The sequence below is a fragment of the Roseitalea sp. MMSF_3546 genome (assembly GCF_030732865.1).
GTDB lineage: Bacteria > Pseudomonadota > Alphaproteobacteria > Rhizobiales > Rhizobiaceae > Roseitalea.
In genome coordinates this window covers 80971-107344 of sequence record NZ_JASHKB010000002.1, presented here as the reverse complement: position 1 = coordinate 107344, position 26374 = coordinate 80971, and the positions used below count along the sequence as shown (strand labels likewise).

General features: G+C 68.7%; 19 protein-coding genes. 10 read left to right on the top strand and 9 right to left on the bottom strand.

Annotated features, from left to right (window positions below; translation table 11 throughout):
- Window positions 1-23 precede the first annotated feature (23 nt).
- Window positions 24-464: an AprI/Inh family metalloprotease inhibitor gene (locus RBB34_RS02335; protein WP_306117581.1), complete on the top strand. Its 441-nt coding sequence runs from the start codon at window positions 24-26 to the stop codon at window positions 462-464.
- Here RBB34_RS02335 and RBB34_RS02330 read toward each other — a convergent pair.
- Window positions 458-1219, bottom strand: coding sequence for a gamma-glutamyl-gamma-aminobutyrate hydrolase family protein (locus tag RBB34_RS02330; RefSeq protein ID WP_306117580.1), 762 nt, complete (start codon window positions 1217-1219; stop codon window positions 458-460). The genes RBB34_RS02335 and RBB34_RS02330 overlap by 7 nt on opposite strands.
- A gap of 265 nt (window positions 1220-1484) precedes the next feature.
- On the opposite strand from RBB34_RS02330, the gene RBB34_RS02325 reads away from it, so the two are divergent.
- Window positions 1485-2591, top strand: coding sequence for a TRAP transporter substrate-binding protein (locus RBB34_RS02325; RefSeq protein ID WP_306117579.1), 1107 nt, complete (start codon window positions 1485-1487; stop codon window positions 2589-2591).
- Window positions 2592-2822: 231 nt separating this feature from the next.
- Here the strand turns inward: RBB34_RS02325 and RBB34_RS02320 are convergent, their stop codons facing one another.
- Complete coding sequence (locus RBB34_RS02320; protein WP_306117578.1) at window positions 2823-3458, bottom strand: 2-dehydro-3-deoxy-phosphogluconate aldolase; 636 nt, start codon at window positions 3456-3458, stop codon at window positions 2823-2825.
- 80 nt (window positions 3459-3538) lie between these two features.
- Complete coding sequence (locus tag RBB34_RS02315) at window positions 3539-4444, bottom strand: N-acetylmuramidase domain-containing protein (protein ID WP_306117577.1); 906 nt, start codon at window positions 4442-4444, stop codon at window positions 3539-3541.
- 108 nt (window positions 4445-4552) lie between these two features.
- Here RBB34_RS02315 and RBB34_RS02310 point away from each other — a divergent pair, with 108 nt between their 5' ends.
- A complete protein-coding gene (locus RBB34_RS02310) occupies window positions 4553-5491 on the top strand; it encodes a rhodanese-related sulfurtransferase (RefSeq protein ID WP_306117576.1) in 939 nt (312 codons plus the stop codon).
- A gap of 6 nt (window positions 5492-5497) precedes the next feature.
- Here the strand turns inward: RBB34_RS02310 and kynU are convergent, their stop codons facing one another.
- Window positions 5498-6736, bottom strand: a complete 1239-nt coding sequence (gene kynU / locus RBB34_RS02305; RefSeq protein WP_306117575.1) for a kynureninase — start codon at window positions 6734-6736, stop codon at window positions 5498-5500.
- A 52-nt stretch (window positions 6737-6788) separates the two neighbouring features.
- On the opposite strand from kynU, the gene RBB34_RS02300 reads away from it, so the two are divergent.
- Window positions 6789-7688, top strand: a complete 900-nt coding sequence (locus RBB34_RS02300; protein WP_306117574.1) for an urease accessory protein UreD — start codon at window positions 6789-6791, stop codon at window positions 7686-7688.
- Window positions 7689-7763: 75 nt separating this feature from the next.
- Complete coding sequence (galE, locus tag RBB34_RS02295; RefSeq protein ID WP_306117573.1) at window positions 7764-8786, top strand: UDP-glucose 4-epimerase GalE; 1023 nt, start codon at window positions 7764-7766, stop codon at window positions 8784-8786.
- Between the two features lie 34 nt (window positions 8787-8820).
- Here the strand turns inward: galE and RBB34_RS02290 are convergent, their stop codons facing one another.
- Window positions 8821-9705 (bottom strand): UTP--glucose-1-phosphate uridylyltransferase, encoded by an 885-nt coding sequence (locus tag RBB34_RS02290; RefSeq protein WP_306117572.1) that lies wholly within the window; start codon window positions 9703-9705, stop codon window positions 8821-8823.
- A gap of 295 nt (window positions 9706-10000) precedes the next feature.
- On the opposite strand from RBB34_RS02290, the gene RBB34_RS02285 reads away from it, so the two are divergent.
- From RBB34_RS02285 to RBB34_RS02275, 3 genes are read left to right on the top strand one after another with little or no spacing between them, the layout of a single operon-like run.
- Window positions 10001-12730 carry a cation-transporting P-type ATPase gene (locus RBB34_RS02285; protein WP_306117571.1) on the top strand — a complete coding sequence of 910 codons (2730 nt, stop codon included), beginning with the start codon at window positions 10001-10003 and terminating at the stop codon, window positions 12728-12730.
- A 6-nt stretch (window positions 12731-12736) separates the two neighbouring features.
- Complete coding sequence (locus tag RBB34_RS02280) at window positions 12737-14452, top strand: cation:proton antiporter family protein (RefSeq protein WP_306117570.1); 1716 nt, start codon at window positions 12737-12739, stop codon at window positions 14450-14452.
- Window positions 14452-15423 carry a universal stress protein gene (locus RBB34_RS02275; protein ID WP_306117569.1) on the top strand — a complete coding sequence of 324 codons (972 nt, stop codon included), beginning with the start codon at window positions 14452-14454 and terminating at the stop codon, window positions 15421-15423. Before RBB34_RS02280 ends, RBB34_RS02275 begins: the two co-directional genes overlap by 1 nt.
- On the opposite strand, the gene RBB34_RS02270 is transcribed toward RBB34_RS02275, so the two are convergent.
- Window positions 15404-16333 (bottom strand): LysR family transcriptional regulator, encoded by a 930-nt coding sequence (locus RBB34_RS02270; protein ID WP_306117568.1) that lies wholly within the window; start codon window positions 16331-16333, stop codon window positions 15404-15406. The two genes, RBB34_RS02275 and RBB34_RS02270, sit on opposite strands and share 20 nt — an antisense overlap.
- Window positions 16334-16445: 112 nt before the next feature.
- Here RBB34_RS02270 and RBB34_RS02265 point away from each other — a divergent pair, with 112 nt between their 5' ends.
- Together RBB34_RS02265 and RBB34_RS02260 are read left to right on the top strand one after the other, a co-directional pair.
- Window positions 16446-18017, top strand: coding sequence for an NADH-quinone oxidoreductase subunit L (locus RBB34_RS02265; protein ID WP_306117567.1), 1572 nt, complete (start codon window positions 16446-16448; stop codon window positions 18015-18017).
- 13 nt (window positions 18018-18030) lie between these two features.
- Window positions 18031-20556 (top strand): DUF2309 domain-containing protein, encoded by a 2526-nt coding sequence (locus RBB34_RS02260; RefSeq protein ID WP_306117566.1) that lies wholly within the window; start codon window positions 18031-18033, stop codon window positions 20554-20556.
- A 39-nt stretch (window positions 20557-20595) separates the two neighbouring features.
- On the opposite strand, the gene RBB34_RS02255 is transcribed toward RBB34_RS02260, so the two are convergent.
- The 3 genes from RBB34_RS02255 to RBB34_RS02245 are packed head-to-tail and all read right to left on the bottom strand — an operon-like array spanning window position 20596 to window position 26053.
- A complete protein-coding gene (locus RBB34_RS02255; protein WP_306117565.1) occupies window positions 20596-23913 on the bottom strand; it encodes an error-prone DNA polymerase in 3318 nt (1105 codons plus the stop codon).
- The gene (locus tag RBB34_RS02250; RefSeq protein ID WP_306117564.1) at window positions 23914-25449 is read right to left on the bottom strand and encodes a DNA polymerase Y family protein; all 1536 of its coding nucleotides are present in this window, start codon (window positions 25447-25449) and stop codon (window positions 23914-23916) included. It abuts the gene before it with no gap.
- Entirely contained in the window at window positions 25358-26053 is a 696-nt protein-coding gene (locus tag RBB34_RS02245; RefSeq protein WP_306117563.1) for a hypothetical protein, read from the bottom strand. Before RBB34_RS02245 ends, RBB34_RS02250 begins: the two co-directional genes overlap by 92 nt.
- Window positions 26054-26374: the final 321 nt, after the last annotated feature.

Sequence of the window (26374 nt, the reverse complement as noted above, 5' to 3'; positions counted from 1 at the left end):
TTGCATCGTTCGGGAGTATCCCAATGCAGATTGGCCCCACGCAATGGCTCAACATTGCGGCCGTCGCCGGCATCGGCGCGATGATGGTCGCGGTCTCGCTCGATCACACCGCCGGACGCGGCAGCGCCTACGGGATCGACGACATCATTACCGGATCGATCTCGGGCGGCAACGGCATCGACAACGACCAGTTCATGGCGATCGACCACCTCACCGACCGCACCTGCATCTTTTCCCTGCATCGCGCCGAAGGCTATGACGTTCACCGCATCGAGCCCGGACTTGCCTGCGCGGAGCTGGGCGAGGCATTCGCGCGTGCCCGCACCTGGCAGGAAAACCGCCGCGGCACCGTCGCGATAACCGACCATCGCGGCAAGACGCTGATGCGGCTTGCCCGCGGCGACGGTTTTGCCTGGGAGGTCGTCGAGCCGCGCGGAGTGCAGGTCTCGCTTTCGGCCTACTGAGCCGCCGACCGCAGCCCGCCGGCGAAGTCCCGCACCGCCGCGCCGAATGCCTCGAACAGCTTTCGCGAGGGCGCATCGCTTGCGGCCCAGTATTCGGGATGCCACTGCACGCCGAGCGCGAAGGCTCGCGCATCGGCAACCGAGACCGCCTCGATCGTGCCGTCCTCGGCCGTCGCCTCGACCGTCAGCCCGGGCGCGAGCACGTCGATCCCCTGCCGGTGCAGCGAGTTGACCCTGACCGGCGACTCGCCGATCACCTGCGCCAGCGCGCCGCCCGGCACCGGCGTGACCTCGTGGACCAGCCGGAACCGCTCGTCCTGGCTCTCGCTCTGCGGCGCGCGATGATCGGCCCGGCCCTCCAGCTCCTGGATCTCTGCGGCGATGGACCCGCCCAGCGCGACGTTGAGTTCCTGAAAGCCCCGGCAGATGGCGAACAGCGGCATGCCCGCCGCGAGCGCGCCGCGCACCAGTGCCAGCGCCGTTGCGTCGCGATCGACATCGAACGGCTCATGGCGCGCGGTCGGCGCGATGCCATAGCGTTCCGGATGCACATTTGTCTTCGACCCCGTCAGCATGACGCCGTCGAACCGGGCCAGAAGGTGCGCAACGTCGATATCCTCGCCGAAGGCCGGCACCAGCACAGGCACCACCCCGGCCACCGCCAGCGCGGCGCGAAGATAGGGTTCGGGCGCGGCGTGCCAGCGATAGCGTTCCAGTTCGCGCACATCGCAGGCGACGGCGACGACGGGCTGCATGATTTCCTCCAATGGTCGGAACGGTTCACCGTGCAGCGTTTGCCGGGCGAACGACGCTTTCTAGCGCGATGGCGGCGCGTGCGGCAAGAGGGCGCGACACGGTCTGGCGGCCGGCTTTACTGGCGGCGTCCAAGTGGCGAAAAAAATTGACCACTTTTCCGCCGACCAGTGGACAGCCCCATCGAAAGCTGTAATCTGGCCAGCAGTTGAAGCGGGCCTGTCCGGTACGGCCAGCCTCGACTGTCTGTGTTTACGGGAGGATCACATGGATCGTCGTTCATTTATGAAGAAGGCCGGCGTCGCCGGCGCCGGCGCGGCTGCCGCCAGCACCCTTGCGGCACCGGCCATTGCCCAGTCCATGCCGAAGATCACCTGGCGGTGCACGTCCGGTTTTCCGAAGGCGCTCGACACCATTTACGGTGCGGCCGAGGTCTTTGCCGACGCCGTCAGCGAGATGACGGACGGCAATTTCACCATCCAGGTCTTCGCCGCCGGCGAGATCGTCGGCATGCCCGAGGCGCTCGATGCGACCCAGAACGGCACGACCGAGATGACGCACACCGCGTCCTACTATTACTGGGGCAAGGACCCGACCTTCGCCTTCGGCACGGGCGTGCCCTTCGGGCTGAACGCGCGCATGACCAATGCCTGGCTCTATGAGGGCGAGGGCATGGACCTGCTCAACGAGTTCTACAAGGACTACAACATCATCGGCTTCCCGAACGGCAATACGGGTGCGCAGATGGGCGGCTGGTTCCGCAACGAGATCAACACGCTCGAGGACATGCAGGGCCTGAAGTTCCGCATCGGCGGCTTCGGCGGCGCGATCATCGAGAAGATCGGCGTTGTCCCGCAGGGCCTGCCCGGCGGCGACATCTATCCCGCGCTCGAGCGCGGCACGATCGATGCGGCCGAGTTCGTCGGTCCCTATGACGACGCCAAGCTGGGCTTCAACAAGGTCGCCGACTACTACTACTATCCCGGCTGGTGGGAGGGCGGCGTCGCCCTGATGAACATGATCAACCTGGACAAGTGGAACGAGCTTCCGCCCGTCTACCAGGCGATCGTCAAGAACGCTTCGGCCCTTGCCAACTCGACCATGATGGCCCGCTACGACAAACTCAACCCGCAGGTGCTCAAGCAGCTTGCCGCCACCGGCACGCAGCTTCGTCCCTACAGCCAGGAAATCCTGGAAGCGTGCTTCAATGCGGCCGCGGAGACCTATGCCGAGATCGGCGCCGAGAACGAGTGGTTCAAACGCGTCCATGACAGCTATATGGGCTACCGCAAGGACGCCTATCTGTGGATGCAGCTGTCGGAGTACAATTTCGACACCTTCCTCATGCTGCAGCAGCGCGCCGGCCGCCTCTGAGGCGCCAGCGCTCTGGCCAACGCGAACCCGGGATGTTTCATCCCGGGTTTTTTCGCGCCCGCCTCCCCCTTGAGGGGAGGCACGAGAAGCAACCTTCGGGCTCGGCCCGAAGGGCAGCTGATCGGGTGGGGGTGACAATGGAGCACGATGGTCAGCTTTAACCCCCACCCGGCTCTGTCTCGCTTCGCTCGACAATCGCCGACCTCCCCTCAAGGGGGAGGTGGGGCGACCCTAGGCCAGCCCCGCCGCTTCTTTGGCGAGCGCCGTGATGCGGTCCCAATCGCCGCCCTGAACCGCATCGCCCGGCGCGACCCAGGAACCGCCCACGCAGATGACGTTCGAAAGGCCGAGATAGTCGGCCGCATTGGTCGCCGAAACGCCGCCCGTGGGGCAGAAGCGCACCCCGGCAAAGGGCGAGGCCAGCGATTTCAGATAGCCCACCCCGCCGGACTGCTCGGCCGGAAAGAACTTCAGCAGCCAATAGCCTTCCTCGAGCGCCGCCATGATCTCGCTGGGCGTCGACGCACCGGGCAGCAGCGGGACCGCGCTGCCGCGCGCCGAATCGGCCAGTTCCGGCGTGAAGCCCGGCGACACGGCAAAGCGCGCGCCGGCGGCGACAACCTGTTCGTAGTGTTCGGTGTTGAGCACCGTGCCGGCGCCGACGATCGCCTGCGGCACCTTTGCGGCGATCCTGCCGATGGCGTCGACCGCCGCTTCGCTGCGCAGCGTGATCTCCACGGCCGGCAGCCCCCCGGCCGCCAGGGCGCGCGCCAGCGGCACCGCCTTTTCGGCGTCCTCGATCACGATCACGGGGATGACGGGCTGGCCCGTCAGGATCGGCAACAATGTGTCGGTGTTCTGGGTCATGTCGGTCTCGTGCGGCGCTGGGTTCGGCCCGCCCTTAGATCGGATCGCCATGGCCTGTCCACCGGCAAGGCCGGCTTCGGTCAACCGAGCCGCCGCCCGATCCATGGAAGTACGGCCAGAAGACCCTGGATGTTTCGCCACAGGGCACGCGGCCAGCCCGGCCTTGCCAGGGCCCGATGCAGCGCACCGGCCGATCGCGGCCCGTAAACCCCGTCGACCGCAAGTCCGGCCCGGCGCTGAAACGCGCGCAGCGCGGCCTCGGTCCTTGGACCGAACGCGCCGTCGGCGGCCAGCGGGAAGCCGGCGGCGGTCAGCTTGCGCTGCAGGTCGGCCACGCCCGGGCCGTTGTCGCCGCTGCGCAGCACGGCCGGCGATCCGGCGGGCGCATCATGGCCACGATAGCGCGCATGGGCCGCCGCGAGCCGCGCGTCGTACCGGTTGCGCCGCCAGGCCGGCCCGTTATAGCGGCGCGCAAAGCCGGCCCAGTCGCGCGTCTGCAGCAGCGGCAGCAGCCGGTTGACCCGCATGAAGCGCACCATGAGCGCCAACTGGCCTTCAACGCCGCTGCGCGCTTCGCGCACCATCGCCTCGACCGAGGCATAGCCGAGCGCCTGCCAGTGCGCGCCCATCACCTGACCGATGCCCCAGGACACCGATTGCAGCGCCGCCGCCCGGTCGATGGCGCAGGCCTTGTCGAGCAACCGCCAGCGCCCGGCCTGATCGCGCGGGTTCTTTACCGCGCCCGCGCGCGGCGAGGCGAGCCCGGCCCGCCGCGCCGCCGCGCGCTTGTCGCCAGTCAGCAGCCGGTCGAAATAGTGACCCTCGAATCGGATCAGCGGTTCGGCGCGCCCGTCGATCCGGGCGAAGGCGCGCCCGCCGCTTTCGACCGCCGCGACCGCCTTGAGCGCGGCCGGCTCGATGCCGTAGGCGCGCGCCACGTTCTCGATCTGTCGCAATGTCTCCGGCGAAAATCTTGGCACTGGCATGACCCTCGTTTCCTCGGTGCCAGTATGCGACTGCCGCCGACGCGTTCGATAATTCTGGTCCATGCGCCGACCTTTGCGCCACGCCTCCAGGTGGTCTAGTTATGGGCGATGACCGAGGATCGTGACCCGATTGTCGTCGCCGCGCTCTACCATTTCGCCCGGCTCGACCGCTTCGAAAGCCTGCGCAAGCCGTTGGCCGAACTGTGCTGCAAGGCCGGCCTGAAGGGCACGCTGCTGCTGGCCTCCGAGGGCATCAACGGCACGGTGGCCGGCCCGCGCGCCGGCATCGATGCAATGCTCGCCTTCCTGCGGGCGCAGCCCGAATTCGCCGGGCTCGAACACAAGGAAAGTTATGCACCGAACATGCCGTTCTACCGGCTCAAGGTGCGGCTGAAGAGCGAGATCGTGACCATGGGCGTGCCGGACACCGACCCCACGCAGATCGTCGGCACCTATGTCGCGCCCGACGAGTGGAACGCGCTGATCGCCGATCCCGACACCATCGTCATCGACACGCGCAACGATTACGAGGTGAAGGTCGGCACCTTCGAGGGCGCGGTGAACCCCGAAACGGCCAGCTTCCGCGAATTTCCCGACTGGGTGCGACGCAACGAGAACCGGCTCAGAGGCAGGAAGATCGCCATGTTCTGCACCGGCGGCATTCGCTGCGAAAAGGCCACCGCCTTTGTCCGCTCGCTGGGTCATGACGATGTCTTTCACCTCAAGGGCGGCATCCTGAAATATCTGGAGACCGTGCCCGAGGCCGAAAGCACCTGGCGGGGCGAGTGTTTCGTCTTCGACGAGCGCGTCTCGGTCGGCCACGGGCTCGCGCCCGGCCACCACCGGCTGTGCCGCGCCTGCCGCCATCCGCTCTCGCCCCAGGACATGCGCTCGGCGCATTTCCGAAACGGCGTGCAATGCCCCCATTGCGTCGGCAAGTTCAGCGACGACGACCGCGCGCGCTTTGCCGAACGACAGCGCCAGGTCGACCTCGCCCGCGCCCGCGGCGCGCGCCATATCGGCGCCGAACCGGCCGCCGAGGACTGATCCGGCTCAGGTCACCGCGTTGCGCCGATGGAATTCGGGCCTGTCCCAGGCGCGTTCGCGCAGGATCGTCTCGAGTTCGCCCGCCGCCCGGGCCACCTCAGCAAAGCTGTTGTAGAGCGGCGCGAAGCCGAAACGCACAATGTCCGGCGCGCGCATGTCGCCGATCACCCCGCGCGCGATCAGCGCCTGCATCACCGGATAGGCGTGCTCGTGCCGCCAGGAGACATGGCTGCCCCGTTCGGCCGCTGCACGGGGCGTGGCCAGCGTCAGCCCCGCCTGCGCCGCAAAACCGTCCACACAGTCGATGAAGAACTGCGTCAGCCTGGCCGACTTGTCCGCGATCGCGGCCAGATCGGCGTTGTCGAACACATCGAGCGAGGCATCGAGCGCGGCCATCGACAGGACCGGCGGCGTGCCCACGCGCAGCCGGTCGATGCCGTCGGCCGGCCGGTAGTCGAGATCGAAGGCGAAGGGCGCGGCATGGCCGAACCATCCGGCGAGCAGCGGGTCGATCGCCTGCTGATGGCGCTCGGCGACATGATAGAAGGCGGGCGCGCCAGGCCCGCCATTGAGATATTTGTACCCGCAGCCCACCGCGAAATCGGCACCGCATGCATCGAGCGCCACCGGAAAGGCGCCGGCCGAATGCGCCAGATCCCAGATCGCCAGCGCCCCTTGCGCATGGGCCAGTTCGGTCAGTGCGGCCATGTCGTGCTTGCGGCCGGTGCGGTAATCGACCTCGGTGAGCATGACGATGTCGACCCGGTCGTCGATCGCCTCTGCGACCTCTTCGGGCTCGACGAGGCGCAACCGGACGCCATCGAACCGGCCGGCCAGCCCCTGCGCGACATAAAGATCGGTTGGGAAGTTGCCCGTGTCGGAGAGGATCGTCGCATCGCCCCCCTTCAGCGAGATCGCCGCCGACAGCACCTTGAACAGGTTGACCGAGGTGGAATCGCCGGCCCGCACCGTGCCCGGCGCCGCGCCGATGAGACGCGCGATGCGCGCGCCGATGCGCGCGGGCAGATCGGCCCAGCCATCGCGGTTCCAGGCGGTGATCAGATGTTCGCCCCAGGCCGTGTCGACCGTCTCGCGCACGCGGGCGCGTGCCGATTTCGTAAGCGGTCCCAGCGAGTTGCCGTCCAGATAGACAAGGTTGGCGGGCAGATCGAACCGGTTGCGCATCGGCGCCAGCGGGTCGGCCCCATCGAGTTCGCGCGCGCGCCTTGCGATGTCGTCAGTCATGGTCGATTGTCCCTCGCCTTGCGACCGAAATCATGGGATCGACATAGCACGCATGACCGCCGCCGCAACCATCGCCGCCCGCGCCCGCCTTCGGGCCGATGCGCACCCCGCTTCGCCGCGCATGCAGCGCTCGGTCGGCGCCGGCCGCATCGCCGTCAAGGCGGGCGCGGATGGCCGCACGCGACTTGCGGCGCTGTACCAGAAGGCCAATGCGAAGATCCGCGTGCCGCGCCAGCACCATGGCCGGCTCGAGGCGGTGCTGATCAACACCGCCGGCGGGCTGACCGGCGGCGATCGGCTGAACTGGGACGTGGCGGCCGGCGCGGGCACCCATGCGGTGATCACCACCCAGGCCTGCGAGCGGATCTACAGGGCTGCAGGCGGCGTGGCGCGCCAGCGCACGGCGATCACCGTGGACGATGGCGCCCGGATCGACTGGCTGCCCCAGGAGACGATCGTGTTCGACCGCGCCGCGCTTGCCCGCACCATCGCCGTCGACCTCGCCCCATCGGCGACCTTCACCGGCATCGAAACGCTCGTGTTCGGCCGCAAGGCGATGCGCGAAACGGTGCACGAGGCCTTCGTTCACGATCGCTGGCGCATCGCGCGCGCCGGCCGCCTCGTGCATGGCGACGATGTGCGCATTGATGGCGCGATCGCGCCGCTGCGCTCCGCGCCGGGGCTGTTCGCCGGCTGCGACGCCATGGCCTCGATCGTCCATTGCGCCCGGCTCGACGAGGAGCAGTGGGCGGCGCTGGCACAGGACCTACGCGCCCGGCTGGACCCGCTTCTGGCCGAAAGGCCGGGCGCGCAGGGCGGCGTCAGCGCCTTTGCCGGCAAGTGCGTTGTGCGCCTCATCGCGGCCGATTCCTATGCCCTGCGGCCGCTCACGCGCGCCGCGCTCGACGCGTTGCGCGGTGCGACCCCGCTGCCGGCTGTCTGGCACAGCTGATCGCCGTCATGGCAAGCAATACGCAACGGGTCTGATCTACCCTGCAGGCACGATCGCGGAAGAGAGCGCGCCATCATGAAGATCCTCGTCACCGGCGGCGCCGGCTATATCGGCACGCACACCTATGTCGCGCTGCGCGAGGCAGGCCACGAACCGGTGATCCTCGACAGTTTCGTCAACGCCTCCGCGCGCGCCATCGACCGGCTCGGCCAGCTCTTCCAGGATCGGCCGACCCTGATCGAGGGCGACATTCGCGATCGGCCCACGCTAGAAAGGGCGCTGCGCGATCACGGCTGCGAGGCGGTGATCCATTTCGCCGGCCTCAAGGCGGTCGGCGAAAGCATGGCCGAGCCGTTGCGATATCACGAATTCAATGTCGGCGGTTCCGAGCGGTTGTTGAGCGCGATGGCCGAGACCGGCGTCAGGAAGCTGATCTTTTCCTCCTCGGCGACCGTCTACGGCACGCCGCAGCAATTGCCGATCCCCGAGGACCACCCGCTCGGCGCGCAGAGCGTCTACGGCCAGACCAAGCTGATCGTCGAGAACATGCTGCGCGCGCTGCGTGCGTCCGATCCGGCCTGGTCGATCGCCATCCTGCGCTATTTCAACCCGGTCGGCGCCCACCCCTCGGGGCTGATCGGCGAGGACCCGGCCGACATTCCCAACAACCTCATGCCCTTCATCAGCCAGGTCGCGGTCGGACGCCGGCCGCATCTGACCGTGTTCGGCGACGACTATCCGACGGCCGACGGCACCGGCGTGCGCGACTACATCCATGTGTGCGATCTGGCCGAGGGCCATGTCGCCGCGCTCGGCCTGCTGGATGCGCCGCGCTGCGAGGCGATCAATCTGGGCACCGGCACGGGCTATTCGGTGCTCGACATGGTGGCCGCCTTCGAGGCGGCGAGCGGCCGCCCGATCCCCTATGAAATCGCGGCGCGCCGGCCGGGCGACATCGCCACCTGCTATGCCGACCCAAGCCGTGCCCGCGAGCTCATGGGCTGGACGGCGCGGCGCGATCTTGCCGCCATGTGCGCGGACAGCTGGCGCTGGCAGTCGCGCAATCCGGCGGGCTACGCCGAAGCATCGGCCGACTGAGGCGCAGCCAACCGGCAGCCGATGGCGCAGGCCATCACTCGCAGACGTCCAGCGACTTGATGAAGGCCCGAAGCTCAGGCCCGAGCGTGTCATTGGCGAGCCCAAGCGCGATATTGGCGCTCAGAAAGCCAAGCTTCGAGCCGCAATCATAGGTCTCGCCTTCGAACGGCACGCCGTGAAAGGGCTGTTGCGCCATCAGATCGAGCATGGAGTCGGTGAGCTGGATTTCGCCGCCCGCCCCGGTCTGATGCCGGCCGAGCAGGTCCATGATCGCCGCATCGAGAATGTAGCGTCCGTTCATGAAATAGTTCGACGGTGCCGTGCCCTTTTCGGGCTTCTCCACCATGCCGGTGATCTCGAACGAGCCGTCCTCATGGGTCTCGCCCATCGAAACGATGCCGTATTTGTGCGCCTCCTCGGGCGCGCAGGCCTCCACCGAGACGATGTTGCCGCCGCGTTTTTCATGCACCGCGACCATCTGCGACAGGCAGCCCGGATCGCCCGTCATCACCATGTCGGGCAGCAGCACGGCAAACGGCTCGCTGCGGTCGATCAGCGCCCGTGCGCACCAGACCGCATGGCCAAGGCCCAGCGCCTGTTGCTGGCGCGTGTAGCTGACCTGGCCGGCCTGCGGCAGGTCGGCGCGCAGTCCGGCCAGCGCCTCGGTCTTGCCGCGCTGTTCGAGCGTGGTCTCCAGCTCGAACTGGTGGTCGAAGTGGTCCTCGATGACATGCTTGTTGCGGCCGGTCACGAAGATGATGTGCTCGATGCCGGCGGCCTGTGCCTCCTCGACCGCGTATTGCACCACGGGCTTGTCGACCACGGTGAGCATCTCCTTGGGCACGGCCTTGGTGGCCGGCAGGAAACGGGTGCCGAGGCCGGCGACGGGGATGACGGCTTTGCGAATGGTCTGGGTCAAGATGGTGCCTCTTACAGATTGCGCCGCAGCCCTTATGCCAAGCGCCGGCAACCCAATGCAAATCCTTCCGCCCGGTTCCGACCCGCGGGGCCGGCCAACCGGTGCGACACCGCGCCACAGACCCGTTCTGAGCCGTTTTGACCACGGTCAAGTGACACCGGACCAGGCCCGGCTATCAACGAGAACACGTGCAACGGAACTGACATGTCCGGTCGCCCCGTCATGCCGTTGCGTGCCGCGGCACGGCGGAGTTTCCGCCGCAGCTTGGTTTTGCCTGCACGAAAGGACCACGGTCATGGCCCAGCGCTGGCACGACCAGCCCCACGAAACCGCGCTGGAGGCGCTTCGCACGAGGGCCGAGACCGGCCTGGATGCCGGCGAGGTCGAGCGTCGTCGCCGCGCCCACGGCGCCAACCGGCTGCCCGAGCCCAGACGCGCCGGGCCGCTGGTGCGCTTTGTCCGGCAGTTTCACAACCTGCTGATCTACGTGCTTCTGGGCGCCGGTTCCGTCACCGCGCTGCTCGGCCATCTCGTGGACACGGTCGTCATCCTTGCCGTTGTGATGGTCAATGCGCTCATCGGCTTCATCCAGGAAGGCAAGGCCGAAAGCGCCCTCGCCGCCATTCGCAACATACTGGCACCGCAGGCCACCGTGCTGCGCAATGGCCGCCGGCAGACCGTTGCCAGTGACCAGATCGTGCCCGGCGACATCGCGATCATCGAGGCCGGCGACCGGGTGCCCGCCGACATCCGCCTGATCGAGGCGCGCGGCCTGCGCATCGAGGAAGCCGCGCTCACCGGCGAATCCGTCGCCGTCGAGAAGGCCAGTGGCGCCGTTGCGGCCGATGCGCCGCTTGGCGACCGGCGCTCCATGGCGTTTTCGGGCACCATGGCCGCCGCCGGCCAGGGCCGCGGCGTCGTCGTCGCCACCGGTCCACAGACCGAGATTGGCCGCATCAGCGGCATGATCGCCCGCGTGGAATCGACCCAGACGCCGCTGCTCCGGCAGATGACGGTGTTCGCCAAATGGCTGACCGGTTTCATCCTGGCGTTCTGCCTGCTGATCCTGGCCTTCGGCCTGACGCTTGGCGGTTATGGCTTCACCGAATTGTTCATGGCGCTGGTCGGCCTGGCGGTCGCCGCCATTCCCGAGGGGTTGCCGGCGATCCTGACGGTCACGCTGGCCATCGGCGTGCAGGCCATGGCGCGCCGCAACGCCATCGTCCGGCGCCTGCCGGCGATCGAGGCGCTGGGATCGGTCTCGGTGATCTGTTCGGACAAGACCGGCACGCTCACCCGCAACGAAATGACGGTTGCGCGCGTGGCCACGGCCAATCACGCCTATCGCGTCACCGGCACCGGCTATGCCCCCCATGGCGGCTTCGTGCTGGGCGAGGCGGAGGCACGACCGGCCGACCATCCGGTGCTGACCGAGCTTGCGCGCGCCGCGCTTTTGTGCAGCGAGGCCGAACTCGTCCAGGCGGACGAAAACTGGTCCGTGCTCGGCGACCCGATGGAAGGGGCCCTGCTCGCGCTGGCCGGCAAGGCCGGTTTCGACGCCGAAACCGAGCGGCGCAGGGTTCCGCAGACCGATGCCATTCCCTTCGATGCCGAACACCGCTTCATGGCGAGCCTGCGCCACGATCACCAGGGCCGGTCGCACATCTGGGTCAAGGGCGCGCCGGAGCGGATCCTTGCGATGTGCCGCACCCAGCGCGTCAGCGACGGCGGCAGCGCGCCGATCGATGCGGATTACTGGCGCGGCCAGGCCCAGGCCATTGCCGAGGAGGGCATGCGCGTTCTCGCCATCGCCGCCAAGCCCACCCATGGCGATCACGGCGAACTGCACTTTGCCGATGTCGACGCCGACCTGACCTTGCTCGGCCTTGTCGGCCTGATCGATCCGCCGCGCGAGGAGGCGGTCGCCGCGGTCCGGCAATGCCGGGCGGCGGGGATCCGGGTGAAGATGATCACCGGCGACCATGCCGGCACGGCGGCGGCCATCGCCGGTCAACTCGGCCTCGGGAACACGTCGGAGGTGCTCGAGGGCGCCGGAATCGGCGCGCTCGACGACCAGGCGCTGCGCGAGGCGGCCGCGCGCGTCGATGTCTTCGCCCGCACGAGCCCGGCGCACAAGCTGCGCCTCGTCAACGCGTTGCAGCAGGCCGGCCATGTGGTCGCCATGACCGGCGACGGCGTCAATGACGCACCCGCGCTCAAGCGGGCCGATATCGGCATCGCCATGGGCCGGAAGGGCACCGAGGCGGCAAAGGAGGCCGCCGAGATCGTGCTCGCCGACGACAATTTCGCAACCATCGCCGCGGCGGTGAAGGCCGGCCGCACCGTCTACGACAACCTCAAGAAGGCGATCGTCTTCCTGCTGCCGGTCAATGGCGGGGAATCGCTGTCGCTGGTGGCGGCGATCCTGCTCGGCCTGACCCTGCCGATCACGCCGCTGCAGATCCTGTGGGTCAACATGGTCTCCTCGGTCGTGCTGGCCATGACGCTCGCCTTCGAGCCCTCCGAGCGAGGCGTGATGGCGCGCGCGCCACGCCCCGCATCCGAGCCGATTCTTTCAGGCTTCGTGCTGTGGCGGGTCGGGTTCGTTTCGGTCCTGTTCATGGCCGGCATATTCGGCAAGTTCGCCCTCGCCCAGGCCCAGGGCGCCTCGGTCGCCCAGGCGCGGACCATCGCCGTCAACACGCTCGTGGCCATGGAGATCTTCTATCTGTTCTCGGTGCGCTACCTGCACGCGCCCTCGCTGACCCTGCGCGGCCTGCTCGGCACGCGGCCGGTGCTGATTGCCGTTGCCGCCGTTGCGGCGCTGCAGTTTTTGTTTACATATGCGCCGTTCATGGAGGCGTTCTTCGACACCCGGCCCTTGACGGTCGTGCAAGGCTTGCAGATCGTCGCAATCGGTCTGGCCGTCCTGACCATCCTCGAACTGGAAAAGCGCGGCGTGCGCGCCTGGCGCGACCGCCGGGCGGCGCCGTCGCAGGGCCGGTCGCTCGAAGCAAGGGGCTGAGCGTTCATGGCGGAAGCCATCACCGACTACATCTTCTACGAGATCGCCGCGCTGCTGGTGCTCGCCGCGGCCGTCGGCTTTGTCGGCCTGATGCTGCGCCAGCCGCTGATCGTCTCGTTCATCGCGGTGGGGATCATCGCCGGCCCGTCCGTTCTCAACATCGCGCGCTCGGACGAATATATCGATCTTCTGGCCGAACTGGGCATCGCGGTCCTGTTGTTCCTGGTCGGGCTCAAGCTCGATCTCAAGCTGGTACGCACGCTCGGCCCCGTGGCGCTGATGACCGGGCTGGGCCAGGTGATCTTCACCACGATCTTCGGCTTCCTGATCGGGCTCGCGCTCGGCCTTGGTGCGATAACGAGCCTTTACATCGCCGTCGCGCTGACCTTCTCGTCGACCATCATCATCGTCAAGCTGCTGTCGGACAAGCGCGAGATCGATTCGCTGCATGGGCGCATCGCGCTTGGCTTTCTCATCGTTCAGGACATCGTCGTCGTGGTCGCCATGATCGTGCTGTCGGCGCTCGGCGTTGGCGCCCAGGGCGATGCCGGCTTCGCCGAAATCCTCGGCGTGTTCGGCTATGGCGCGCTGATGCTGGTCGCCGTCGGCCTGTTCATCCGCTTTCTTGCCAACCCGCTCACCGAGCGGCTGTCGCGCGCGCCCGAACTGATGATCTCCTTCGCGATCGGCTGGGCCGCGCTTCTGGCCGCGCTCGGGCATTATTTCGGCTTCGGCAAGGAGCTGGGCGGCCTGCTCGCCGGCGTGTCGCTCGCCTCCACGCCGTTCCGCGACGCGATCGCGGCGCGGCTGGCGAGCCTGCGCGACTTCCTGCTCCTGTTCTTCTTCATCGCGCTGGGCGCGTCGCTCGACCTGGGCGTGCTGGGCGCCTCGGTCGGCGCGGCGCTGGTCTTCTCGGCGTTCGTGCTGATCGGCAATCCGCTGATCGTTCTCGCCATCATGGGGGCGATGGGCTATCGCAAGCGCACCGGCTTTCTGGCCGGGCTCACCGTCGCGCAGATTTCCGAGTTCTCGCTGATCTTCATGGCCATGGGCGTGACCATCGGGCATGTGACCGAACCGGCGCTGGGGCTCGTCACCCTGGTCGGGCTGATCACCATCGCCGCCTCGACCTACATGATCACCTGGTCGCACCAGCTCTATGGCCGCCTCGAGCCGCTGCTGGGCCCGTTCGAGCGGCGCGGCGCCGGCACGAAGGAAGACGACTGGCACCCCGATGCGGCGGGCTATGACGCCGTCGTGTTCGGCCTGGGTCGCTATGGCCTGGCCATCGCCCAGGAACTCGACAGCGCCGGCATGCGCGTGCTGGGCATCGACTTCAACCCGGTCGCCGTGCGCCAGGCACGCGCGCAAGGCTTCGACACGCTGTTCGGAGATGCCTCCGACCCCGAATTCATCGCCCATCTGCCGCTGGCGCGCACGCGCTGGGCGGTCTCCGCCGTGCCCGAGCACGACACCGGCGTCACCCATGACGACCCGCGCCGCTCGCTGATCCATTCGCTGCAGCAGGTCGGATTCGCCGGGCGCATCGCGGTCGCCGTGCACAGCCACGAGACCGCCGCCCGGCTTCGGCAGGCCGGTGCCGATCTCGTGCTGATGCCCTATCGCGACGCCGCATCGCAAGCGGCGAGCCTGGTGATGAGCGTCGAACAGCCGCCGGCGCGCGATGCGGCGCCCGCGCCCGAACAGGGCGAGCCCGCCTGATGCCCGCCCCCGCGCATTTTGCGAGCATTCTGGCCGTGTGCAGCGGCGACGAGGGTGACCGCGCCCTTCTGGCACGCGCCGCCGAGCTGGCCGGGGCCCACAATGCGCGCCTGACTGTCCTCGCCCTCGTGCCGGCGGGCCGCGAGCTCGACCGCCTGGCGCGCCATGCCGGCGTCAGCGCCGGGCACATCGCCGAGCGCATGGGCGCCGATGCACGATCGAAGGCAGAGACGGCGGTCCGCGCGCTCGACCTGTCGGCCCGGATCACCGCCCGCGTCGGCCGGCCCTTCTACGAGATCATCCGGCAGGTCATCGACGATGGCCACGACCTCGTCATCAAGACGGCCGAACCGATCGACGCCGCCCATCGCTACCTGTTCGCCAGCACCGATCAGCACCTGTTGCGCAAGTGCCCCTGCCCGGTCTGGCTGGTCATGCCCGAAAGCGCCGGACCGGTACGCCACGTCCTCGCCGCCGTAGACGTCGATGACAGCGATGCCGACGAGCCGGGCACGCTGTCGGGACTAAACGCCGAGATCGTCCGCTCGGCCGCCGCCATCGCCGCCCTTGCGGGCGCGACACTGCATCTGCTGCATGTCTGGGAGGCGCCGGCCGAAGACCTCGTGCGCCGCTGGTCCTCCGACGATGAGGGCGCGCTGTCCTATGTGCGCGACACGCTCGCCCGGCACGAAAAGGGCCTTGACGTCCTCGCCGCGCAGACCGCCCGCACCTTCGGCGATAGCCTGCCTCGATCCCGGATCCGCCGCCACCTGGTGCGCGGCAATCCGCGCCGGGCGATTCCCGAGCAGGTCAGGGCGCTGGGGGCGGACATCCTCGTCATGGGCACGCTCACGCGCACGGGCGTGCCGGGCCTGATCATCGGCAACACCGCCGAGGACATCCTCAACGTCGTCGAATGCTCGGTCGTCACCGTCAAGCCGCCCGGCTATGTCAGCCCGGTCGCCAGCTAGCGTCACGCGCGGGCCTGCTCATCGAACTCCCATCGTCCGGCCCGGCGATCAGGGCGCGCAGCACCGGGTTGGGGAACCGCCGCGCCAGCGTGACCGCGTAGAAGGTCTCCGACAGGCGCGCGAAGGTCTGCGCCTCGACCATGGTGCCGGCTGCGAGTTCGTCCTTGACGACGATGGGCGGCACCACGGCGAGCCCCGCCCCTTCGCGGGCCAGCAGCCGGATCATCGCCATGTCGTCGACCTCGGCGGCGATGCGCGGCCGAATGTCGAGCCGGTCGGCGATCGCGTCGAACCCCGTGCGGATCGCGCTGCCCGGCGTCGGCAGGATGACCGGCGCGCGTTCCAGCAGGTCGCGCAGCGAACCGCCCGCGCCGACGCGATCCGGCGTGCCCACCAGGCTCACCGTCTGCTCGTCGATGCGATGGGCGATCAGCGGGGTCGCCGCATCGCGCGCCGGCATCACATTGGTCAGCACGACGTCGAGTTGATGCGCCTGAAGGCTCTGCAAGAGATCGCCCAGCGCACCGGAGCGCACCACCACCTCAACATCCTCGCGCCGGACCACGGGGCGCAGGAAATCGATCTGGAAATTGCGCGACAGCGTCGCCAGCGCGCCCACGCGCAACACGAATCGCCGCCCCGTGCCGGTCTCGCTCAGCGTGCCCAGAAGCTCGTCGCCCGCCGCGAAGATCACGTCCGCATGATCGAGCGCGATCCGGCCCGCCTCGGTCAGCAGGAGCTGTCTGCCGCTGCGCTCGAACAGCGTGTGGCCGAGCTGCGCCTCCAGCTTGCCGATCTGCACCGATAGCGCCGATTGCGACACGTTCAGCCGCTGGGCGGTGCGCGTCAGATTGCCGTCATGGGCGACCGCCCAGAAATAGCGCAAATGGTTGTAGTTCAGCCGGGCCACGCATTCGTTCTATTTTGTATAACGATTGTTTGCAATCAATGAATTTGATGCATTGATAGGCCGCTGATAGGGCTCGTCGCCGGCTCATTCACAGACCGGAGGACGACCCGCCATGTCACCGACGCTCGCCCTGTTCGTATTGCTCGCCCCGCTGGCCCACATGGCCGTATGGCTTCACGCGCGCCGCCGGCCCGGTCTGCGCCCGCACGCGGTTCTGGCCGCAAGTCGCTGGGTCAGCCTTGCCACGCTTTCCGTCGCGATTGTCGTGGCGCTTGCGGTCGCCGCCGCCGGCCCGGTCACCTCGACGCTCATCGGCGTCGCCGGTCTCGGGCTTTCGGTGCGGCTCGACGCGCTGACGGCGATCATCTTCCTGCTGGTCAGCTTCATCGGCGCCATCGTCATCCAGTACAGCCGCAACTACATGGATGGCGACGACCGGCAGGGCACCTTCTTCGGCGGGCTGTGCCTGACCCTTGGCGCGGTCATGCTGCTGGTGCTGTCGGGCAATCTGTTCCAGCTCGTCCTCGCCTGGATCGTCACCGGGCTGGCGCTGCGCCAGCTCCTGTTGTTCTATGCCGACCGGCCGGCCGCCATCGCCGCCGCGCGCAAGCAGTTCATCGTCGCGCGTATCGGCGATGGTGCGCTGGTCCTGGCCGCCTTGCTGCTGGCGAACGCCTTCGGCACCGCCGACCTCGCCGCCATCGCCGCTGCGGCGAGCGCCGGCACGGCCAGCGCCTCCATCGTCGCCGCCGCCTTCCTGATCGCGCTCGCCGCGCTGATGCAGTCGGCGCAGTTCCCCGTGCATGGCTGGCTGCCCGAGGTGATGGAAACGCCCACGCCCGTCTCCGCGCTCCTGCATGCCGGGATCGTCAATGCCGGCGGGTTTCTGATTGTGCGCTTTGCCGACGTCATGGTGCTGTCGGCCGCCTCGCTGCACCTTCTGGCGCTGGTCGGCGGCTTCACCGCCCTTTTCGGCGCTGTGGTCATGCTCACCCAGACCTCGATCAAGGTCTCGCTGGCCTGGTCGACGGTGGCCCAGATGGGCTTCATGATCCTGCAATGCGGGCTTGGCGCCTTCGCGCTGGCCGTGCTCCACATCGTCGCTCACTCGCTCTACAAGGCCCATGCCTTCCTGTCCTCGGGCTCGGTGGTCGAGATCGCCCGCGCCTCATGGGTGCCGGAGAAGGCGCGGCCGCGCGCCGCCGACCTGTTCGCCGCGCTCGCCACCGCGCTGGCGCTTTATGGCGGCATCGCCTATCTGGTCGGGCTGGCCGGCGGCGGCTCGCTCGCGGTGATTGCACTGGGCGCGATCCTGATCATGGGCGTGACGCTGATGATGGCGCAGGCCATGGCCGGCACCACCAATGGCTATGTCATCGGCCGCACGGCCGCCGCCGCCGCCGGTGTCACGGTCGCCTATTTCGCGCTGCAGGCCGGCGCGACCGCGCTGCTCGCATCGGTCGTGCCGACCCCGGCGCCCGCCGGCCCGATCGACATCGCGATCATCGCGCTGGTCATCGCCTCCTTCGGCCTGGTGACCATCGCCCAGATCCTGGGGCCCTCGCGCGCCACGCTGCCGCTGTGGCGCCAGGCCCGCGTGCACCTGTCGAACGGACTTTACGTCAACGCCCTGATGAACCGGCTGACCGGCGCCTACCGGCACTCGGCCGCAAACCCCTCGTGATGGAGCCGGACAGATGAACATCCACGTTTCCGCCAACCAGACCCGATCGGACCTTTCCATGACCGCCAGCCAAGCCGCGATCATCGGCGCCGCCGAGACCGCAACCAGGAAGATCGCGCCGCTCTGGCCGCTCAAGCACTTCGTCGCGGTCAATCCGTTCCTCGGCCTGTCCGACCACGGCTTTGCCGATGCCGCCCAGATCATGGCGCGCAATGCCGGCGCGGCCATGACGATGGAGCGCGGCTTCTATGCGGCGGCGATCGCCGACGGACGCATCACCGATGGCGACCTCGCCGCCGCGCTCGCCGAAGCCGGGCCGGCTCCGGGGTTGCCGGCAACGGTCGAGGAGCTGAAGGGCGCAACCGCGAAGCCGGCCGAGACCGTCGCCGCGCATCCGACGGTGGCCGACGTCGCTGCCAGCCACACCGGCACCGACTGGGCGCGCCTTGCCGTCGAACGCGTCGCCGCCTGGGCCGCCGGCCATTTCGACGAGGGCCAGGCCGCCTGGACATCGCCCTTCAGGCACCGGTCCGCCTTCGGTGCCTTTCGGCTGGAGGCGCAGATCGACCGCACGCCCGAGATCATGGGGCTTTCCGGCTTCCGCGCGCAGATCGCCGCCCTGCCCGAAGACGCCCACGGCGCCATCGCCGCTTGCGCCGAACGGCTCGGCCTCGGCGAGGACGCGCTCGACGCGTATTTCCACCGCCTTCTGATGTCGGTCGGCGGCTGGTCGGCCTATCTGCGCTACCAGGTCTGGGAGAGCGAGCTTCATGGCCGCGAAAACCACACGCTGGTCGAGTTCCTCGCCGTTCGCCTGGCCTGGGAGGCGGCGATCTTCGGCTGCCTGAAGGCCGATGCGGCCTTTGCCGCAAGCTGGCGGGCGGCCAGGGGCGCCTACACCATGGCGGGCGCAGCCTCCGCCGACATCGCCATCGACTGTGTCCTCCAGTCGGCCTTCGACAAGGCCTGGCAGCGCCAATTGCTGGCCCGCATGGCCGCGCCGGCCCAGAGCCCCGCACCGGCACGCAAGGCGGTGCAGGCCGCATTCTGCATCGACGTGCGCTCGGAGGTCTTCCGCCGCGCGCTGGAGACCACCTCGCCCGAAATCGAGACGATCGGCTTTGCCGGCTTCTTCGGCTTTCCCATCGAGTATGTGCCGCTCGGCCATCGCCGGGGCGGCGCGCAATGCCCGGTGCTGCTGACGCCGCAATTCACCGTCTGCGAGGAGGTCAGGGCCGCAAGCGAGGACGAGCAGACCGAGATCCTCGGCCTGCGTCTTCTGCGCCGCCGGGCCGGCCGGGCCTGGAAATCGTTCAAGCTGGCGGCGGTGTCCTCCTTTGCATTCGTCGAGACGCTCGGACTGACCTATGCCGGCAAGCTGGTCACCGACGCGCTGGGCAGCACCCGGCCGGTTCCGCATCCGGACACGGACGGCATCGCTACCGATGTCCGCAGCCGGCTCGGCCCGCGCATCACCCCGCGCGAGCATGCCGGCCGGCCAACCGGCTTCACCGACGAAACGCGCGTCGACATGGCCCAGGGCGTGCTCAAGGCGATGTCGATGACCGGCGAGTTCGCCCGGCTGGTCCTGCTGGCCGGCCATGGCTCGACCACGGTCAACAATCCGCACGCCTCGGGTCTTGATTGCGGCGCCTGCGGCGGCCACACCGGCGAAGCCAATGCGCGCGTCGCCGCCGCCATCCTCAACGATCCGGCGGTGCGGATCGGCCTTGCCGAACGCGGCATCGCCGTGCCCGAAGACACATGGTTCCTGGGCGCGCTGCACGACACGACCACCGACGATGTCGAGATCTTCGATGCCGATCAGGTGCCGGCGACCCATCGCGAGGACGTCGACCGGCTCCGCGCCTGGCTGGCCCAGGCCGGCGGGGCGACGCGGGCCGAGCGCGCCGCGCTGCTGAACCTGCAGGCCGGCCGGCCCGTCGATGCGCAGGTGCTGCACCGCAGCCGCGACTGGAGCCAGGTGCGGCCCGAATGGGGCCTTGCCGGCTGCGCCGCCTTCATCGCCGCCCCGCGGGCACGCACCGCCGGGCGCGATCTGGGCGGCCGGTCCTTCCTGCACAGCTATGACTGGCAAGGGGACGAGGGCTTTTCCGTGCTCGAGCTGATCATGACCGCGCCCATGGTCGTCGCAAGCTGGATCTCGCTGCAATATTACTGCTCGACCGTCGACAACCGTGTCTTTGGCAGCGGCAACAAGGTGCTGCACAATGTCGTCGGCACGCTCGGCGTGCTCGAGGGCAATGGCGGCGACCTGCGCACCGGCCTGCCCATGCAGTCGATCCATGACGGCGAGAAGTTCATCCACGAGCCGCTGCGGCTCAACGTTATGATCGAGGCGCCGATCGCGGCGATGAACGCGGTCATCGAAAGGCAGGCCAATGTGCGCGACCTGCTCGACAATGGCTGGCTGTTCCTGTTCGCCATCGACGAGACGGGCGCGGTCTCCCACCGCTATGCGGGCGGTCTGCAATGGACCGCGCTCGATGGCGAGGGCGAGGCCCGCAAGGCGGCGTGACGAGGCCGCGCCGTCGCCGCGTTGCGCGGCGACGGCCGGTCAGTGAAAGTCGCGCGATTTCGGGATCACCCGGACATCGCGCGGATGGCGCTCGCCGCGCGAGGGGATCGGCTTGATCACCTCGTCGGCGCGCGCATAGTCGCTGGTGAAGGCCTCCCTTGAAAGCTGCGCCAGGTCCGCCGTGCGATCCTCCAGATGCCGGGCGACGACATGGATGACGCCCGATTGGGTGTCCTTCTGGATCGGCCCGCGCACCGCCATCAGCCGCGCGCCCATGATGACCGGGCGGAACCGTGCCATCACCTTGGGCCAGACCACCAGATTGGCAACACCGGTTTCATCCTCGATGGTGATGAAGCACACGCCCCTGGCGCTGCCCGGCCGCTGACGCACCAGCACCAGCCCCGCCATCGCCACGCTCTGCCCGTTGCGGCAACTCGCCAGCGTGTGCGCGGCGATGAAGCGTTTCTTCGTCAGTCCCTCGCGCAGGAAGGACAGCGGGTGCGCCTTCAGCGACAGGCGCAGCGTCTGGTAATCGGCCACCACATGCTCGCTGACCGGCATCGTGGGCAGCATGCCCGGCGCCTCGGCGCCCTCATCGCGCACGCGCGCTGCGGCAAACAGCGGCAGGTCGGGCGCCGGCTTGAGCGCGCGCGCGTCCCACAGCGCCTGGCGCCGGTCCAGCCCCATCGAGCGGAAGGCGTCGGCCGCCGCCAGCTTTCCGATCGCGCCCACGCCCATATGCGATCGCGCCCGCAGATCGGCGATGTCGGCATAGGGCGCCTCGCGCGCCGCCACCAGCCTGTCTGCCTCGGCGCGGGCCAGCCCGTCCACCTGCCGAAAGCCGAGCCTGAGCGCATGCCGGCGCGGCCCGACCGGCTCGAGCGTGTTGTCCCATTGGCTGAAATTGACATCGGGCGGGCGCACCTCGACACCATGCTCGCGCGCGTCGCGCACGATCTGCGCGGGCGCGTAAAAGCCCATGGGCTGCGAGTTCAGCAGCCCGCAGGCGAACACGTCCGGATAATGGCACTTGATCCAGCTCGACACGTAGACGAGCAGCGCAAAGCTCGCCGCGTGGCTTTCGGGAAAGCCGTATTCGCCGAACCCCTCGATCTGCGAGAAGCAGCGCGCGGCGAATTCGGGGTCGTAACCGCGCTCCACCATGCGGCCGACCATCTTCTCCTTGTGGTCGCTCATCTGCCCGCGCGAACGGAACGTCGCCATCGCCTTGCGCAACTTGTTGGCCTCCAACGGCGAAAACCTCGCCGCCACCATGGCGATCTTCATTGCCTGCTCCTGGAAGATCGGCACGCCGAGCGTGCGCTTGAGAATGCGCTCGAGTTCGTCGGGCGGACCATGCTCGGGCGTCGGCGAGGGATAGAACACGTCCTGCGCACCCGAGCGACGGCGCAGATAGGGATGCACCATGTCGCCCTGGATCGGCCCGGGCCGCACGATCGCCACTTCGATGACCAGGTCGTAGAAGCAGCGCGGACGCAGGCGCGGCAGCATGTTCATCTGCGCCCGGCTTTCGACCTGGAAAACGCCGACCGAATCCCCCCGGCACAGCATGTCGTAGACTTTCTCGTCGGTCGGCTCGAGGCTGGCGAGCGTCAGCTCGCGCCCGTAATGGGCGCCGATCAGCTCGAAGCATTTGCGGATGCAGGTCAGCATGCCCAGCGCCAGAACATCGATCTTCAATATGCCCAGCGCGTCGATGTCGTCCTTGTCCCATTCGATGAAGCTGCGGTCGGCCATGGCGCCATTGCCGACCGGCACGGTCTCGACCAGCGGGTTCTCGGTCAGCACGAAGCCGCCCACATGCTGCGACAGGTGTCGCGGCAGGCCGATGAGCTGGTCGGTCAGCGTCACCACGCGGCGCAGCATGGCATCGTCCGGGTCGAGCCCGGCCTCGCGCAGCTTCGCATCGTCGACGCCCTCGCCCCAGCTTCCCCAGATGGTGCGCGCCATGGCCGAGGTGACATCCTCGGACAGGCCCATCACCTTGCCCACCTCGCGCACCGCCGAGCGCGGCCGGTAATGGATCACCGTGGCGCACAGCCCGGCGCGCTCGCGTCCGTATTTTTCATAGATGTGCTGGATCACCTCCTCGCGCCGCTCATGCTCGAAATCGACGTCGATATCGGGCGGTTCCTTGCGCTCTTCGGAAACGAAGCGCTCGAACAGAAGGTCGTGCACGGAAGGGTCGACCGCGGTAATGCCGAGCACGTAGCACACCGCCGAATTGGCCGCCGAGCCGCGCCCCTGGCACAGGATCGGCGGGTCCAGACCGCGCGCGAACTCGACCACGTCGCGCACGGTCAGGAAGTAGCGCGCGATGTCGAGCTTTTCGATCAGCCTCAGTTCGTGATCGATCTGCGCGCGCACCTTGTCGGGCACGCCCTCCCGATAGCGCCATCTGGCGCCCCTTTCGGTCAGTTCCTCGAGCCATTGCTGCGGCGTGCGTCCGCCCGGCACGGTCTCGCGCGGATATTCATAGCGCAGTTCCTCGAGCGAAAAGGTGCAGCGCTCGGCGATCTTGCGGCTTTCGGCGATGGCATCGGGCCAGTCGGCGAACAGCGCGATCATCGCCTGTGGCGATTTCAGGTGCCGTTCGGCGTTGGCGTGCAGCAAGAAGCCGGCTTCTTCGATCCTGGTCTTCTCGCGGATGCAGGTCATCACGTCCTGCAACGGCCGGCGTTCGGGCGCGTGATAGTGCACATCGTTGGTCGCGACGATCGTCCGGCCATGGGTCCGCGCAAGCCGGTCGAGCCGCGCAATGCGTGCCCGGTCATCGCCCCGGTAGAGATAGCTCGCCGCGATGTGGGTCATCGCCGGCAGGACACGCGCGAAAGCCGGCAGGCGCGCGGCGAATTGGTCAAGATCGTCGCCCGGCAGCGCGATCAGCACGATCCCTTCCTGATGCGCGGCAAGATCGTCGAGCGTCAGATCGCACACCCCCTTTTGCTGCCAGTCGCCATCGAGATCGGCCATCTTGCCCTTGGAGAGCAGCCGGCACAGCCGGCCATAGGCCGCCCGATCGGCTGGATAGGCCAGGAATGCCGCGCCATCGGCGAGCACCACGCGCGCGCCGATGATCGGGCGGATCCTTGCGGTCCCGGCCTCGGTGTGAAAGCGCACCACGCCGGCCATGGTGTTCCAGTCGGCGATGCCGATGGCGTCGTAGCCGAGCCGGGAGGCGGTGGCGGTCAGATCGACCGCCTCGGACGCCCCGCGCAGGAACGAAAAGCAGGAGACGAGCCCCAGCTCGACGAAGGCGCTCGGTGGGTTGGGTGCAAAGCCGGTCTCCTCGCTCAGCGTGCGGCGTTTGGGTGTGAGCGGCGCTTCGGGCATTTACGGAAACAGCCCGTGCATGAACCAGCGCGGCGGTCCGCCGCGGCCATCGCCCAGCAAACCCTCGCGGAACAGCCAGTAGCGCCGCCCCTGGTCGTCCTCGATGCGGTAATAATCGCGCAGTCGCGCATTCGAACGCTCGCGCCACCATTCCGGCGCGATCCGCTCGGGCCCCTCATAGCGCACCACGCGGTGGTCGAGCCGGCGCCAGATGAAGCGCGCCGGCGGTCCGTCGGGCACCGAATAGACGACGCCGATCTCCTCGGGATGGGTCAGAAGCCGCAGCGGCCGCTCGGGCGCGGACACAGGTTCGAGCGCGTTCGCCGTGCCCGCAAGCGCCGGCGCCCAGAACTCGGCGCGCTCGGGCATGTGGCTTTCGCGCAGGCCCGGCCGCGTCACCGCCTCATGGCCGAAGCGTGCCACCAGCCGGTCGATCAGAAAGCCGAGCGCGATCTGCCCGTCCTCGCCGCCCTCGAACCGCGCCTGCGCGGCATGAAGCGGTTCGACGCGATCGGCCTCCAGCGCGATCGCATCGAAGCCGAAGCCGGGATCGAGCCCGTCGAGCCGGCCGTCGAACAGCCGGGCGAAATGGCGCGGTGCCCGGCTCGGCCGCGACATGGCGATCGCCGTCACCCCGACATCGCCATCCACGCGGAAGGCCATCAGCGTCAGCCGCCGCGCGCCCATGCCGCGCGCGCCAAGACGGGCGCAAAGATCGTCGGCCAGCCCGGGCAGGAACGGTGCCACATCGACCACCGGTTCGGCCAGCCTGACAAGTGCGCGAAAGCGCTCGGGCTCGGCGGCGCTGACCACCGGCTCGGCACGCCGGCCAAAGGCCTGGTCGAGCCGCCTGAGCGGCGCTTCCAGCGACGACAGCGCGCCGGAAAACCGCCGTGCCAGCGCCAGGCGCGGAACCTCGGCCAGCGCGCCGATGGTCTTCAGTCCGAGCCGGCGCAACACCAGCACCGTCTCGCCGTCGAGCCGCAGCGCCTCGACCGGCAGCGGCGCCAGCGCGTCGAAAATGTCATCCTGCGTTGCCACGATGGCCGCCTCCGGCCCATAGCGCGCCAGCGCCCAGGCCGCGCCCCGGCTTGGCGCCAGGGCCGGCCGCGCGCCAAGGCCGATGCCGGCAAGGTCGGTCTTCATCGCCTTCAGCATCGCCGCCTCGCCGCCCCACAGATGGTCCGAACCGGTGGTGTCGAGCACCAGGCCGGTCTCGCCATCGGCCGCGCTCCACGGGCACCAGCGCCGGGCCCACATCACCAGCCGGTCGAGCGCCTGCCGATCGCCCTGCGGATCGGCGTCGAAAACCCGCAAATGCGGACACAGGGCGTGCATGTCGACGACCCGCGCGCCGGCTCGGACGCCGACCCCCTCGGCCGCCGCGTTCGCCGCATGGACCACCGGACCGTGCGGAGCGGTGCGCGCCAGCACGATGGGCGCCTCATCCGGTGCGGGCGGCGTTGCGTTGATGATCCGCCACCGCTCCATCGCCAGCCCGGGCAGATAGATCGAGACGATGCGCCGCCCGGTCATACCGCCCCACCCATGCACCCGGCCGCTGCCAGCGCGCGCGGAACATCTCCAGCGCCCAGCGCGGATCGCCCGGCGCCTTGCGGTTGTAGGGGTGAACGGTCGAGGGCAATGCCTTGATGCGCCAGCGCTCGCCGGCCGCGCTGAGCCCGGGCGAAGCGGCCACGCGCAGCAGATAGGCCGGCACGCCGTTCGCCCTGGCGCGCATGGCAAGCCGGCGCGTCGCGGTGAAGTCGAGCGCCTGCGCCTCGCCCCAGATCTCGCCGATCACCGCCGACAGGTTTTGGCATCTCAGCCCTTCCTCCATCGCCCACAGAAGATCGGTCCCGTTGCGCGCGCGCACCCGGATGAGCCCGTCCGGCACGGTCCAGCCGGCAAGCCCGCGCACGCTGGGAACCCCGCCTTCAAGAAGCGCCATGCGCTCCTGCACCCACAGGATCGGCCGGCCGGCCCGCGCCTTCCGCCCGGCCATGGCGAACACGAAGCCCAGGCCCGCCCCGTCGCGGCTTTCGGCAAAGACCTCGTGCAGCATCGCCGTGGGCGCATGCGGTTCGGCCACTCCAAGGCGCGCCTGGAGACTGTCATGGTCGAGCACCTTAATGTTCATGATATGTTCTAAGCGCGGTTCAAATCGGGAGTCAATGGCCGGTCCCGGCCGGCGCTTTCACATTTTCATGACGGGACGATCCGGCCGGCGGTCCGCAGCGCCGGCGCGCGCGGCGGCGCGTCTGGCGCGACGCATGTCCGTCTGGCGATCCGGACCAAAAGCGGGTACCATGACCGCCATCCCCGCAGCCCGGGCGGACGCCTCCGCCGGCTCGCCGGCGATGCCGGTCGAGCAGCACGATCGGCAATATCGTTCGCATTTCAGCAACGCGGCGACCGAAACTTTGCGCTTTATTCCCGCTACGGTTTTGGGGAACCATTC